Consider the following 12,311-nt stretch of genomic DNA (forward strand, 5'->3'; position numbering starts at 1 on the left):
TCTCACCATTCGCGGTAGGGCTGGCCGTTCAGACCTACCCGCTCAGACCGCGAATACACGTCGTACACGTCCTCACCCTCGGTGGGGGCATCGGGCGGGCTGCCGTAGGCTCGCAGACCCCATGTTTCCTCGGCGCTGAGGCTGAGATCGCGCTCGAAGGGGTCACGCGGCAGGCGTCGCAGGAAATGGATTCGCGCACCTGCCGGCCCGCTCACATCGGTCACGCCCTGCACCAGATCAGACAGGCGCGCCGGGTAGCCCGATCCGCCGGTGCGCGCGCGCACGCGGCCCTCGTCCACCGCCTGCTTGTGCTCGTCCAGAGCGCCGCGAATCTGGCGCAGTGCCGATCGAAGCTGGAACTCCTTGTTGCGCTGTGCCGTCACTTCCACCAGCGGCACCGCGACCGAGGCGAGCAAGCCCACGATGGCCACCGTCACCACCAGCTCGATGAGGGTGAAACCAGCTGCCCAACGCGTCGATCGGCGCATCACGGTGCTTTGGCCGGTGATGGACTTGCCGTCGCAGGAGGATCGGCCACTGGAGCCAGCGGCGCGACCGGCGTCAGGATGACCGATGAATTCGGCGCCGCAGGTGGGGCTGGGGCCGCAGGCGAAGCGGGGGTCACCGGTTGCCCTGCTGGTTCGGTACCCGAAGCAGCCGGCGCAGGCGCAGCGTCGGCGGGCGCCTCTATCGCGGGCTGCGCAGCGCGCGACTCGGCGGCGCGCGGGTTCACCCCAGCGGGACGGGGGGGTGAGGTCCCGTCTGTCGTACTGCTCACCGGTGCAACGCCCGGAGCGGCGCTACCGGACACTGACAACGAACCGGGTGCCGTGCGGCGAAGCTGCAGCGGCAGTGTGCCTACGTTGGCCTCGGAGCCAGCCGGATAGGCGTTGATCGCGCTGTCGGGTCTGGTCACGTTGCGCACCACACGTGGCGTGATGAGCAGCACGATTTCGGTTTTGCTGGCGTTGTCGCGCGTGCTGGAAAACAGCCGGCCGATTCCAGGCAAGTCCCCTAGGCCGGGCAATCGGTTGGCGCTGCTGCGCTCTTCGTCGCTGATCAGCCCGGCCAGCACCTGGGTCTCGCCGTCTCGCAGGCGCAGCACGGTAGCGGCGCTGCGGGTACCAATCTGATAGGCCAGCGAGTTCGAGGGACCCACAACTTCGCGCGTGACCGAGCTCACCTCCAGCGCCACGCGAATCGCCACCTCGTTGTCGAGGTAGACATTGGGCTCCACGTCGAGCTTGAGGCCGACGTCGAGATAGGACACCGAAGAAGACAAACCCACGTTGGCCACCGAGGTGGTGGTGAACACGGGCAGCTTGTCGCCAATGTGGATCTTGGCCTTCTCGCGGTTTTTGACCCGGATGCGCGGGTTGGCCAGGGTATTGCCTTCACCAGCTTCGCTGCGCAGGTTGAGGGTGAGTGCAGGGTTGGTCACGAACGAGGTCAGGCCCACGCGGTTGCGCAGGTCAATCACGCCCTCTGCCAGCGTGCCGCCTGGCGTGGTGTTGCTTTGCGTGACGCCGTTGTTGACGATGGTGGTGCTGAGATCGGACTGCAAGCGACCGTACCCAATCTGATCGGGAAAGCGCAGACCGAGCTCCAGGAGGCGGCTGCGTGAGATCTCCAGCACCTCCACGTCGAGCACGACCTCAGGATCGGCCACATCAAGCGATTCCAGCAGGCGCTCTGCCAGCGCCACCGCGTCTGCCGTGTCCTTGACCACCAGCAGGTTGAGCTTTTCGTCAACAAAAATATCCTTGGACTTGACGATGGTGCGCACCAGCGCCTGGGCCTGCTTCACATCCGCATTGGCCAGGAAAAAGCTTTTCGTCACCAGCTCCTGGTACTCCCGCGCCTTGACCGGGGTATCCGGATAAATCATCAAGGTGTTGTCGTTGAGAAGCTTGCGCGCGAGCTGGTTGGTGGTGAGCACCAGGCGGATCACCTCTTCCAGCGTGGCGTTGCGCACGAAGATGGTGATGCGCGTGTCGGCGCGCACGTCTTTGTCGAACACGAAGTTGACGCCAGCGGTGCGCGCGATCACGTCGAACACCGACTTGATCTGCGCGTCCTTGAAATCCAGCGAGATCGGCTTGGCCAGCGCCAGAGTCAAGGCCTTGGGCGGTTCGTCAGGCCGGGGCGCCTGCGCGCGCAGTTCTGCCAGCATGCGCCGCGCCTGGGCATGGGTGGGCGCCTTGGACAGAACGTCGCGCAGCACACGCTCGGTACCTGCTGCATCGCCCTTGTCGCGCAGAGATCGGGCATCGGCCATGCGGGTGGCCATGTGACGTTCAGCTTCCAGCGCTATCAGGCCGTCGCGTACGCGCGGACTGTTGGGATCCAGGCGTTGCGCACGCTCCAGCAGGCTTTGCGCAGCGTCAAGGCGGTCGGACAGGCGCTCGGTTTCGGCCTGCAACACGAGGTGTTGAACGACACGCTCACGCTGTCGAAAGTAGGTGGTGCGCAGCTCTGGATCGCTGGATCCGCGCAGACCCTCGGCCAGCCGCACAACACTCTCATCGGCCTGGCCAGCATCGAGCAGCGCCTGGCTTTCCTTGATGGCCGGATGCGTGCTGCACCCGGCGAGCACCAGCAGGCCGCACAAAAGCGGATACGACCGCGAACGGAATGGGAAGTTCTGGAACAGGTTTCTCAATCGGAGCTTCCAAACAGCATGCGCTGTGTTTCGTTGAGGGGCAGGTAGGTCAGTCGCATGCCACGGCGGTTGATTTCGTCGACCCGGTAGTTCGGCCATTCGTCGCCCTGTCGCACCACGCGCTCGCGGTTACCGTCCATCAGGAACACCACCACCTGATCACCGTCTTCCATGCGGCCCAGATAGCGAAAGGGCAGCGCCGGTGCGCGCGGGGGTGCGCTTGGCTCAGCGGCAGGGGCAGGGGGCGGTGGGGGTTGCCAGCTGCGAGCTGCAAACAAATCGCGCACCGCGTGCGCTGGCAGCGGCTCGCGAAGGCTTGCCGCCTGCGAAGAAGAGGCGAGCGCTGGTTTGGCAGGCGCGCCCGCTGGCGGCAGAGACGCGGCTTGCACGGGCGGCTGTCGTGCAGACCTCTCCCGGACATTCACCACCGATTCAGCCACCTCATCTTCCAGGCCAGCGGCGTACCAGGTGGCGGCGAGGGTGCCCGCCAACGCGATCAGAAGCCCCAGGCGCGGTGCATTCATTGCGGCACCACAAAGTAGAGCGACCAGCGCACACGTGCTTCAACCAAAGGACTCTCGGCCGCTTCGCGAGCCAGGGTCAGCTCATCCAGCGCCAAGGCGGGCTGGGCGTTCAGCGCATCGGCCAGCCAGGCCCGGAGCGCAGGGTAGTTGCCCGCCGCGGGCAGCGTGATCTGGTAACGACGCAGGCCTTGCTGGCCGTCGCTGAGCAGCCGATATTCGCCGCTGGCCAGGGTCACACCATGGCGCGCCGCGCTGCTGTGCAGCAGATCCACCACCTGGACCGTGGCATCGGTGCCGGGCAAGGCGCGCTGGAACTCAGCAAGCGCCGCACTGGCATTGACTGCGGGATCCTGCGCAGGCGCGCGCAACAGCCGCTCGCGCTGGGCCCGCAACTGGGCCTGAAGTCCATCGGTTGCTTGGCGCTCGGCGTCGGCCATACCAAACAGCAACCCACTTGCGCAAAGCAGAAAGAAGCCCAACCAAGCTGGCCAACCGTGTTGACGCAAGGCAAAGCGCACGCGCAGCGACCAGGGCAGCTTCATGGCATGGCCTTCCAGCGCAGATCGATGTTGAAGCGAAGCACATCGACCTCACCCACCCGCACCAGCTCGTGTGCAGACAGCTCTGCCGAAGCCACCTCAGGGGAGGCCCGCAATGCCGACAGGTAGGCCAGGGCTTGCTGCATGTTTCTCGCCTCAGCACTCAGTCGAAGGGTTGCACCGTCACCTTGCAGGTCCAGCGCAAGCAGAGCGATGCGATGCCCCGGCAAGGCTTCCAGCGCACCCAGCCATCGAGCCCAGGGGAGCGATAGCTGGGCCATGGTGACCTGGCGCATCTTGAGCGCCTGTGTCTCACCTGCGGCCACTGAAGCTGGTGTTGCCCTTGCGCGCGGTGCAGGAGCCTTTTGCGCCAACCGAGTCTGCACCACCGCCTGTTCGGCGCTGGCATCGCCATAGTCCCACCACGCAACGGCGAACGCCATGACACCCGCGGTCAACAACAGCCAGCCCAGTGTCGAAGGTCGGGCAGACAAGCCCAGCAGGTTGATGCGCAGTGCTTGCATGGGATCAGACGCCCCAGGCCAGGCGGGAATTTGCACTTGCGCCCTGCAGTGCACCGCCTGGCTGCAGCCAGCGCGCGCTGCGATCGATCTCACCCAACGCAGCGTCCTTCTCTCCAATGATCCAGAGCGGCAGATCGTCTGAGGTGTCACCCTCCCACACCGAGCGCAGCTGCGCCTGCGCTGAGCGCAGCTGATTCAGGTCCAGCGGATCCGAACCGATGCGGCGCATTTGACGCACGCCGAGCCACTGGCCGCCATCCATCAGGGCCAACGTGAGGAGCTCTGGCTCCGCCACCAGCACCCAGGCGGCACGACGTCCCAGGCGGGATCGCCAGCGGTCAAAAGCGGCCGAGACATAGGGCTCAATCCGCAACAGTCGCGCACCCAGATCGGTTTCCAGCCCCATCAAGGCGAGCAGCAACGCCTCGTCCACCGCACAAACCAGCGAGGGCTGGCCCGGCACTGGTTGCGACAAGCCGAGGCGCCAGCCGGTTGCCACCTCGCCGAAGGTGGCACGAAACTGCAGCTGAGCGTAGGCCTTCAGTTCCTCCATCGAACTCAATTGCGACGACCAGGGTACGAGCAGCCACCGCACCAGGTCCGACGCCAAGTTCAGGCGAAGCAAAGGCTTGCCACCCGCCACCTTCAGCCTGCTGGCCAGCGCATCGACCGCAGGCTGCCATACGGGCACCGCCTCAGCCGTACCCTCCACCTCGATGCGTTCGACTTGGTCAGCACTGAAACGCCCAAACCAGCCGCGTGGCTGCGCCACCACGACTTGACTTGCAGACAGGCCGAGTCGCCATGCGCGCGCCTCATCGAACCACACGGTTGAGCTCCTGCAAGGTTGTCTCGCCAGCACGAACCAGGTCCAGGCCGACATCGCGCAACAGCCGCGTGCCCTTCTGGTAGGCCTTTTCCTTGATGCGACGCACCGGTTCACGCGCCACGATGAGCTCTCGGAGTTCATCGTCGAGCAGCAGCAGTTCGGCAATGGCCTTGCGGCCCTTGAAGCCGGTGCCACGGCAGCTGGCGCAGCCTCGCCCGGCCTTGAAGGTCCAGTCCGACGTGTCGCCAAGGCCGCTGGTCTGAATCAAGTCGGCTGTGGGCTGGTCGTCAACCGAGCAGCCGGGGCAGTTGGTACGCACGAGGCGCTGCGCCACGATGCCGTTGAGAGCGGACACCAGGCTGTAGGGATCAACGCCCATGTGGGTGAACCGACCCAGTACGTCGAACACGTTGTTGGCGTGTACCGTGGTGAGCACGAGGTGACCGGTGAGCGCCGCCTGTACCGCGATCTGCGCCGTCTCGCCGTCGCGAATCTCACCCACCATGATTTTGTCGGGGTCGTGCCGAAGAATGGAGCGCAGGCCACGCGCGAAAGTGAGTCCCTTTTTCTCGTTCACGGGAATTTGCAGCACACCACCCAGCTGATACTCGACCGGGTCTTCGATGGTCACGATTTTTTCGTGGCCATGATTGATCTCGTTGATGGCGGCGTAGAGCGTGGTGGTCTTGCCGCTGCCCGTGGGTCCGGTGACCAGCAACATCCCATAGGGTTCCTGGCACAGGGCGCGCAGCACGCACATGCTGTGCCCGTCAAAACCCAGGGCATCGAGCCGCAAGCCATTCACCTCGTCGGCCAGCCGCTCTTTGTCGAGCACGCGCAGCACCGCGTCTTCGCCATGGATGCTGGGCATGATCGATACTCGGATGTCGATCTTTCGCGCCAGTGCGGCCACTTTGAAGCGCCCGTCCTGTGGTACACGGCGCTCGGCAATGTCGAGTTCAGCCAGCACCTTGATGCGCGAAATCACCTGCTCGGCGTTCTCGCTGCCGGCGATCGCTCCCTGGTGCGCAAGCACCCCGTCGATACGGTATTTGATCGCTATGCCAACAGGCGTGGTCTCCAGGTGAATGTCGCTCGCTCCAGCTTTCAGCGCGTCGTAAAGCGTTGAGTTCACGAGACGCACCACTGGGCTGCTGTCTTCGCTGATGCTTCGCAGCGAGATATCTTCTCCCTGCACCTCAGTGCCCGTGCCAACGGCCAGCTTGGCCATCGCATCCATGGCGCGTTGGCCGTCTTCGTGACGGGCCAGGTAGGCGTCGATGTCGGCGCGACAGGCCACGCGCAGCTGCTTGGGCTTCGCAATGCGCTCGTCGGCCCAGGCCAGCAGACCAGCGTCAAAGGGGTCAGCCACCACCAACAGCAGATCGGACTGTACTTCTGCATCGTCTGAGCGCATCAACAAACACTGCCGTTGTACGCAATCGGCGTAAGGCAGCGCATCGAAGGCTGGCTCAAGCGCATGCAGCTGCGACATGAATACAGGCCTCATGCGCGCTGTGGCGGCCACACGATGCAGATACGCCTGCGCATCTTGCGTAGTCGACGCCAAAACGTCGACCAGCCGAACCCCCTCTCGCCGTGCGCGAGCCCTGGCGTTGCGCAATTCAGCGATGGAGAATGCAGCTCCCAGCTGGTCCGAATCGGGGGCTGCGCTCATTGGATGCTCTCGGCGAGCTGGAAGATGGGCAGGTACATCAATACCACAATGGCTCCGATCACCAAGCCCATGATCAGCATGAGCGCCGGCCCCAGCAGCCGGGTGAGCCAGTCGGCCCAACGCGCCATTTCCTCGTCGTGGAAGGCAGCAGCTCGGTCCATCATCTCGCCCATGTTGCCGGCGCGCTCAGCCACTCGCAGCATTCGGCTGGACACCGCAGTAGAGAGCCCGTGGGCCTCGAAGGCCTGCGAGATCGCCTGACCTTCCCGCACAGCTCGACTGGCGGCAGCCAAGCGAGATTGCAGGGCAGCCGACAGCAGGCCAGAGACCATCTCCAGTGCGGTGGCAATGGGAACACCACCGCGCAACAGCATGCCCAGGGTGCGGTAAAGACGCGCCAACTGGAACACCCGCATGCGCTCACCCATCGAGGGCACGCGCCAGAGCGCCCGGGCCAACACACCTGCAATACGACGCCCGCCGCCCAGAGCCAACGCCAGAAGCACCGCAACCGCCAGGCCCAACAGCAGGAAGCCGTTGTCCTCGACCCATTGTCCCCAGCGCAGCATGATCTGCGAGGCCAAGGGCAACTGATCGCCCATGTCTTCATAGATGTGCGAGAAGCGCGGCACAACGTAGCCCATGAGGAACAGGATCACCAGGCTGCTGACCCCGATCAGCATGGCTGGGTATATGGCTGCACTCACCAGTTTGTTCCGTATGCCCTGAAGCTGATTCGCGTAAGTCACATACCGTTGCAAGGCCTCACCCAGATTGCTGGTGCGCTCGCTGGCTTTGACGGTAGCCACCAACAGGGGAGGGAAAACATCGGGCCTAGACTGCAGCGCAGAAGACAACGTGCGCCCCTCTCGCAGCTGCGTGAGCACACCCTGGAGAGTTTCTCGAATGGCGACACGCGCTTCTTTCTGGGCCAGCGTCTCAAGCGCTTCGACGATGCTCACTCCCGAACTCAGCAGAGCAAGCAGCTCCTGGCAGAACAACACCACCGGAAAACCATGCTTTCGCTGCCCCAGGCCGGCGCGCCAATTGCCCTCACGAACCACAGCGACCACAGCGTGACCGAGCGCGCTCGCCTGCTCGCGCGCTTGTGCCTCGCTGGCCGCCTCAACCGTCGCTGATGCGAGGCTCAGGTCGCCCTGCATGAACTTGACGCGGTAGCGCACCGCTACCAACTCACGATGTCTGCGGCTTCCCCGGTGCCACCAGGTTGACCGTCCCTGCCTAGGGACAGCAGGTCGTAGTCACCGTGTTCACCCGGCGACCGGTACACATACGCGTTGCCCCAGGGATCCATGGGAACCGATTTTTTCAGGTAGGGACCGGACCAACGCGCATTGCCCTCAGGCGGCTGATTGAGAGAGATCAGCCCCTCCTCGGTACCTGGATAACGCCCCATGTCCAGTCGATACTGGTCCAGCGCTTTGCCGAGCGAATCAATCTGCGCTCTGGCGGTCTTGACTTCCGACTTGCCGATTTGTGCAAAGAAGCGTGGTCCCACAAAGCCTGCCAGCAGGCCAATGATGACCATCACCACCAGCAACTCCAGCAGCGTGAACCCATGTGACCTTGAGCCCGATCCGATGTGCGCGTTTGACATGTGAACCCTTGTCGCAACCTGTTGACCACTTTGGTATTGCTTTCAACAGATGCTAGGAATGTTGTGTGAAGGACGGGTTACACCGACCGAACGTATGGGTTAAAACCAGCCAAGATGTGCGGATGCATCCGAACGGACTATGCGGGCACCAACATCGCTCACGCAAACGACACACGGATACGCTTCAGGACGGTGGCGAGAGGCTGTAGCCGCTCCCTCGCACGGTGCGGATGATCTCCTTCATGCCGCCCGACAACAGCGCATTGCGCAGGCGACTGATGTGGACATCAACCGTTCGGTCATCACCTACAAAATCCGCACCCCAAACGTGATCGAGGAGCTGCGAACGGCTGTACACGCGATCGGCGTGCGTGATCAGAAAGTGCAACAGGCGGAACTCAGTGCCGCCCAGCGCCAGGGGCACACCACTGGCCGTGACCGTCCGCGCAGCCGGGTTGAGTACCAGAGATCCGACCCGAATGGCCTCTGCAGAAACCTGCGGCGCCCTTCGGCGAAGAATGACCGCGATCCGCGCCAGCAATTCCCGAGTTGAAAACGGTTTGGTGATGTAGTCATCGGCCCCAGCATCCAGCGCGGCAATCTTGTCGCGTTCCTCACACCGGGCCGAAAGCAAGACGATAGGAATCTCGCGCGTGCGCGACTCAGATCTCAGCAAGCGCAGGTAGTCCACGCCCGACATGCCCGGCAACATCCAGTCCAGAAGAACCAAGTCGGGGAGCCATCTCGCGACCACATCGCGAGCCTCCTCCACGTTCAATGCGCACTTAACAGAGTGACCTGCGCCCGTCAGGTTGACGGTCAACAACTCCTGTACGTGCGGCTCATCTTCAACAACCAAAACTTGAGCAGACATGTGTTTCGTTCCGCGACGTGATCAGCGTTTGATCGTAGGCAGAGGCCATGACGTTTTGATTGCACCATGCATCCAAACGGACTACATGCGGTCATGAGACTGACGCATTCGATTTCTAAAGTGGCAAGTCCCAGAGGCACCAAAGTCAGCGTTTCATGTTCAAGCTTTCTTCCCGGATTTGCTCAATCGTCGTGGCCTTGGCAGCCAGCCTGATGTACGTCAATTTGCACGCACAGGAGATCACTGGCGCCGGCGCAACCTTCCCCGCTCCAGCCTACTCAAAATGGGCTGAAGCCTACGCACGTACGGCCTCGGTAAAAGTCAATTACCAACCCATCGGATCATCTGGCGGGATTCGTCAGATCGATGGCCGCACCGTGGACTTCGGCGCCACAGACGCCCCACTGCAAGACGAAGAGCTGCGTCGCAAGGGTCAAATTCAGTTTCCCACGCTGATTGGAGGCGTGATCCCCGTTGTCAACCTTCGTGGCGTGCAGCCTGGACAACTAAAGCTCACCGGCGAGGTGCTGGCCGATATCTATCTGGGCAAGATCGCGCGCTGGAACGACCCAGCCATTGCCGCCTTGAATCCTGGGCTCAACCTGCCACGCGCCAACATCGAGCCGATCTACCGTTCTGACGGGTCGGGAACCACCTTCATCTTCACCAACTACCTGAGCAAAGTGAGCGAAGTGTGGAAGGACAAGATCGGTGAGGGCACTTCGGTGGGTTGGCCGAAGGGAAGTGGTGGAAAAGGCAATCTGGGAGTGGCGGCGCTCGTGGGCCGCATTCCGAATGCGATTGGCTATGTCGAGTATGCCTACGTCAAGCAAGCGCGCATGAACTTCGCGCTGGTCGCCAACAAAGCCGGCGCCTACGTAGCCCCAGGCACCGAAGCTTTTCGCGCGGCAACCGAGGGCATTGACTGGGCGGGCAGCTTTCATCACGTGCTGACCGACCAGGCCTCTCCACAGTCCTGGCCCATCACCGGGGCCACCTTCATCCTCATGTACGCCAAGCCACAGGACGCGGAGAAAGCGAAGCAGGTACTTCGATTCTTTCACTGGGGCCTCACCCAAGGCGAGGAGATCGTCACCGGACTTGGCTACGCCTCCATGCCGCCGTCAGCCGTGAGATCCATCGAAAGTCTGTGGGCTCAGGTGCGGGATGGCAACGGACAGCCGATCGCCTTCAAGTAACTCTGAGTCGCTCTCGCGCTTCACCCTTGACAACCAGCCACCATGAAACATTCTCTCTTTCGTCTGCACTTTTCCCATCGACCAACACGCCTGACAGGCGCCTGCCTGTTGTGTCTGGGCATTCTTTCGCTCAGCGCCTGCGGTGACAGCGAGGCGCCCAAGGCTGCCACGCAAGTGGCGGTCAAGGTGGGATCCTCCGAGATTTCCATCCACCAGATCAACCAGGCACTGGCGCGCACGCCATTGAACAGCAGTTCCAAGGATGAAGTCCAGGCGGCGCGACAGGCCACGCTCGAGCGCCTGATCGACCAGCAGCTCGCCGTAGATCAAGCCACCGAGCTCAAGCTGCACCGCTCACCCGATGTGGTGGCCAAACTGGAAGCCGCACGGCGTGAGGTGCTTGCCCGCGCCTACCTGGAGCAACTCAGCCAGAGCGTGACCAAAGCAAGCGCGGAAGAGGTCAAGCAGTATTACGACAGCAACCCTGCATTGTTTGCAGAGCGCCGTATCTTCAATCTGCAGGAACTTCGCATTCCGCGTGTCGGTGAAAGTCTGGATCAGCTTCGCACCATGGCTGAGCAGGGTCGCAATCTCGACGAAGTGGCCGCTATGCTCAAGGCACAAAATGTGGGTTTTGGCGCTGGTGGAGGCGTGCGCAATGCCGAGCAGGTGCCGATGGAGATCCTGCCGAAACTACATGCGCTCAAGGACGGGCAAAACCTGTTGGTCGTGCAGGGTCCAGGCGCGACGTTGCTGCGGCTGGCTGCGTCGAGCAGTTCACCAGTGACACTGGCGACGGCCACGCCAGGCATCGAGAAGTTCATCTCCAACCGACGCACCACAGAAACGGTGAGCGGTGAGATCAAACGCCTGCGTGCTGCCACGACGATTCAGTACGAAGGTGACTTCGCCCAGGCCAGCGCCACCGCTGCGGATGTTGCTGCACCTGCCGCAGAAAACAAGGTGAGTCCCTCCGCCTCTGAGTCACCTGGCAAGCCCGACGCTGGGCAGATCGAGCGCGGCCTGCAAGGCCTGAAATGACGACTCTGGCATTTCGCCCAATGCCGTTGACGCGCTGGCTGATGGCGCTGCTGTTGGCGATCGCGCCATGGTCAGCAGTGCTGGCCGAGGCGGGGAGTGACTATTCGCTCGCGGCTGGCGACTCGATCCGAATCCAGGTCTTCCAGAGCCCAGACCTCTCACTGGATGCCCGAATTTCCGAGACGGGCACCATCAGTTTTCCGTTGATCGGTACGGTTCGCCTGGGTGGTCTCAGTGTGACTGCGGCCGAGAGATCGATTGCCGCTGCGCTGAAGGACGGCGGCTTCATGCAAAACCCCCAGGTCACCGTGCTGCTGACCCAGGTGCGCGGCAGACAGGTTTCGGTGCTTGGACAAGTAGGCCGCCCGGGTCGCTTCCCGCTGGAGAACACCACCACGCGCCTGAGCGACATGCTGGCTACAGCTGGTGGTACCACTCCTGCAGGTGACGACGTGGTCATCGTCACCGGTGAGCGCGACGGCCAGCCGTTCCGCAAGCTGGTGGATCTCCCTGCACTCTTCCTGAAGCCTGGCGACGAGGATCTGTTGCTGCAGGGCGGTGATGTGATCTACGTACACCGCGCTCCCGTTTTCTACGTGTACGGCGAAGCGCAGCGCCCTGGCTCGTTTCGCATCGAACGCGGTATGACGGTTATGCAGGCTCTGGCGCAAGCCGGCGGTCCTACGCCTCGCGGCTCTCGCAATCGCCTGCAGATCAACCGCCAGCAGCCTGATGGATCGGTGCAGACCACGGTACCGACGATGACGGATCTGATTCAGCCCAACGACGTGCTTTACGTGCGCGAGAGTCTCTTCTGAACGGA

At 62.9% G+C, this 12,311-nt stretch carries 13 protein-coding genes; 3 read left to right on the forward strand and 10 right to left on the reverse strand.

Features of this window, described 5'->3' with window-relative positions; genetic code table 11:
• Positions 1 to 2: 2 nt before the first annotated feature.
• The 10 genes from QUV25_RS02840 to phoB form a co-directional block, all read right to left on the reverse strand.
• Positions 3 to 488 carry a type II secretion system protein gene (locus tag QUV25_RS02840; protein ID WP_300861145.1) on the reverse strand — a complete coding sequence of 162 codons (486 nt, stop codon included), beginning with the start codon at positions 486 to 488 and terminating at the stop codon, positions 3 to 5.
• The gene (locus tag QUV25_RS02845) at positions 488 to 2,662 is read right to left on the reverse strand and encodes a secretin and TonB N-terminal domain-containing protein (RefSeq protein ID WP_300861146.1); all 2,175 of its coding nucleotides are present in this window, start codon (positions 2,660 to 2,662) and stop codon (positions 488 to 490) included. The genes QUV25_RS02840 and QUV25_RS02845 overlap by 1 nt, the downstream gene beginning before the upstream one ends.
• On the reverse strand, positions 2,659 to 3,186 hold the full coding sequence (locus QUV25_RS02850) for a hypothetical protein (protein WP_300861148.1): 528 nt from the start codon (positions 3,184 to 3,186) through the stop codon (positions 2,659 to 2,661). The genes QUV25_RS02845 and QUV25_RS02850 overlap by 4 nt, the downstream gene beginning before the upstream one ends.
• The gene (locus QUV25_RS02855; protein WP_300861149.1) at positions 3,183 to 3,728 is read right to left on the reverse strand and encodes a GspMb/PilO family protein; all 546 of its coding nucleotides are present in this window, start codon (positions 3,726 to 3,728) and stop codon (positions 3,183 to 3,185) included. Before QUV25_RS02855 ends, QUV25_RS02850 begins: the two co-directional genes overlap by 4 nt.
• The gene (locus QUV25_RS02860) at positions 3,725 to 4,249 is read right to left on the reverse strand and encodes a hypothetical protein (protein WP_300861151.1); all 525 of its coding nucleotides are present in this window, start codon (positions 4,247 to 4,249) and stop codon (positions 3,725 to 3,727) included. The genes QUV25_RS02855 and QUV25_RS02860 overlap by 4 nt, the downstream gene beginning before the upstream one ends.
• A 4-nt stretch (positions 4,250 to 4,253) precedes the next feature.
• Positions 4,254 to 5,078 (reverse strand): hypothetical protein, encoded by an 825-nt coding sequence (locus QUV25_RS02865; protein ID WP_300861153.1) that lies wholly within the window; start codon positions 5,076 to 5,078, stop codon positions 4,254 to 4,256.
• Entirely contained in the window at positions 5,065 to 6,573 is a 1,509-nt protein-coding gene (locus QUV25_RS02870; RefSeq protein WP_366945624.1) for a GspE/PulE family protein, read from the reverse strand. Before QUV25_RS02870 ends, QUV25_RS02865 begins: the two co-directional genes overlap by 14 nt.
• A gap of 179 nt (positions 6,574 to 6,752) precedes the next feature.
• On the reverse strand, positions 6,753 to 7,940 hold the full coding sequence (locus tag QUV25_RS02875; protein WP_300861157.1) for a type II secretion system F family protein: 1,188 nt from the start codon (positions 7,938 to 7,940) through the stop codon (positions 6,753 to 6,755).
• A 2-nt stretch (positions 7,941 to 7,942) separates the two neighbouring features.
• Entirely contained in the window at positions 7,943 to 8,374 is a 432-nt protein-coding gene (gspG, locus tag QUV25_RS02880; protein WP_300861159.1) for a type II secretion system major pseudopilin GspG, read from the reverse strand.
• Between the two features lie 184 nt (positions 8,375 to 8,558).
• Positions 8,559 to 9,248 carry a phosphate regulon transcriptional regulator PhoB gene (phoB, locus tag QUV25_RS02885; RefSeq protein ID WP_300861161.1) on the reverse strand — a complete coding sequence of 230 codons (690 nt, stop codon included), beginning with the start codon at positions 9,246 to 9,248 and terminating at the stop codon, positions 8,559 to 8,561.
• Positions 9,249 to 9,403: 155 nt separating this feature from the next.
• Here phoB and pstS point away from each other — a divergent pair, with 155 nt between their 5' ends.
• Genes pstS through epsE form a run of 3 tightly spaced genes read left to right on the forward strand, consistent with a single transcriptional unit; the run spans position 9,404 to position 12,306 of the window.
• Positions 9,404 to 10,447 carry a phosphate ABC transporter substrate-binding protein PstS gene (pstS, locus tag QUV25_RS02890; RefSeq protein WP_300861162.1) on the forward strand — a complete coding sequence of 348 codons (1,044 nt, stop codon included), beginning with the start codon at positions 9,404 to 9,406 and terminating at the stop codon, positions 10,445 to 10,447.
• A gap of 42 nt (positions 10,448 to 10,489) precedes the next feature.
• Complete coding sequence (locus tag QUV25_RS02895; protein ID WP_300861163.1) at positions 10,490 to 11,488, forward strand: EpsD family peptidyl-prolyl cis-trans isomerase; 999 nt, start codon at positions 10,490 to 10,492, stop codon at positions 11,486 to 11,488.
• On the forward strand, positions 11,485 to 12,306 hold the full coding sequence (gene epsE / locus QUV25_RS02900) for a polysaccharide export protein EpsE (RefSeq protein WP_300861164.1): 822 nt from the start codon (positions 11,485 to 11,487) through the stop codon (positions 12,304 to 12,306). Before QUV25_RS02895 ends, epsE begins: the two co-directional genes overlap by 4 nt.
• Positions 12,307 to 12,311: the final 5 nt, after the last annotated feature.

Source organism: Hydrogenophaga sp. (assembly GCF_030373245.1).
Taxonomy (GTDB): domain Bacteria; phylum Pseudomonadota; class Gammaproteobacteria; order Burkholderiales; family Burkholderiaceae_C; genus Hydrogenophaga.

What these genes read in the sequence shown, in the direction of transcription:
- epsE (WP_300861164.1), top strand. Translation starts at nt 11,485, where the DNA reads ATGACGACTCTGGCATTTCGCCCAATGCCGTTGACGCGCTGGCTGATG.
- QUV25_RS02855 (WP_300861149.1), bottom strand. Translation starts at nt 3,728, where the DNA reads ATGAAGCTGCCCTGGTCGCTGCGCGTGCGCTTTGCCTTGCGTCAACAC.
- QUV25_RS02860 (WP_300861151.1), bottom strand. Translation starts at nt 4,249, where the DNA reads ATGCAAGCACTGCGCATCAACCTGCTGGGCTTGTCTGCCCGACCTTCG.
- QUV25_RS02895 (WP_300861163.1), top strand. Translation starts at nt 10,490, where the DNA reads ATGAAACATTCTCTCTTTCGTCTGCACTTTTCCCATCGACCAACACGC.
- QUV25_RS02840 (WP_300861145.1), bottom strand. Translation starts at nt 488, where the DNA reads ATGCGCCGATCGACGCGTTGGGCAGCTGGTTTCACCCTCATCGAGCTG.
- QUV25_RS02870 (WP_366945624.1), bottom strand. Translation starts at nt 6,573, where the DNA reads ATGTCGCAGCTGCATGCGCTTGAGCCAGCCTTCGATGCGCTGCCTTAC.
- QUV25_RS02850 (WP_300861148.1), bottom strand. Translation starts at nt 3,186, where the DNA reads ATGAATGCACCGCGCCTGGGGCTTCTGATCGCGTTGGCGGGCACCCTC.
- gspG (WP_300861159.1), bottom strand. Translation starts at nt 8,374, where the DNA reads ATGTCAAACGCGCACATCGGATCGGGCTCAAGGTCACATGGGTTCACG.
- phoB (WP_300861161.1), bottom strand. Translation starts at nt 9,248, where the DNA reads ATGTCTGCTCAAGTTTTGGTTGTTGAAGATGAGCCGCACGTACAGGAG.
- pstS (WP_300861162.1), top strand. Translation starts at nt 9,404, where the DNA reads ATGTTCAAGCTTTCTTCCCGGATTTGCTCAATCGTCGTGGCCTTGGCA.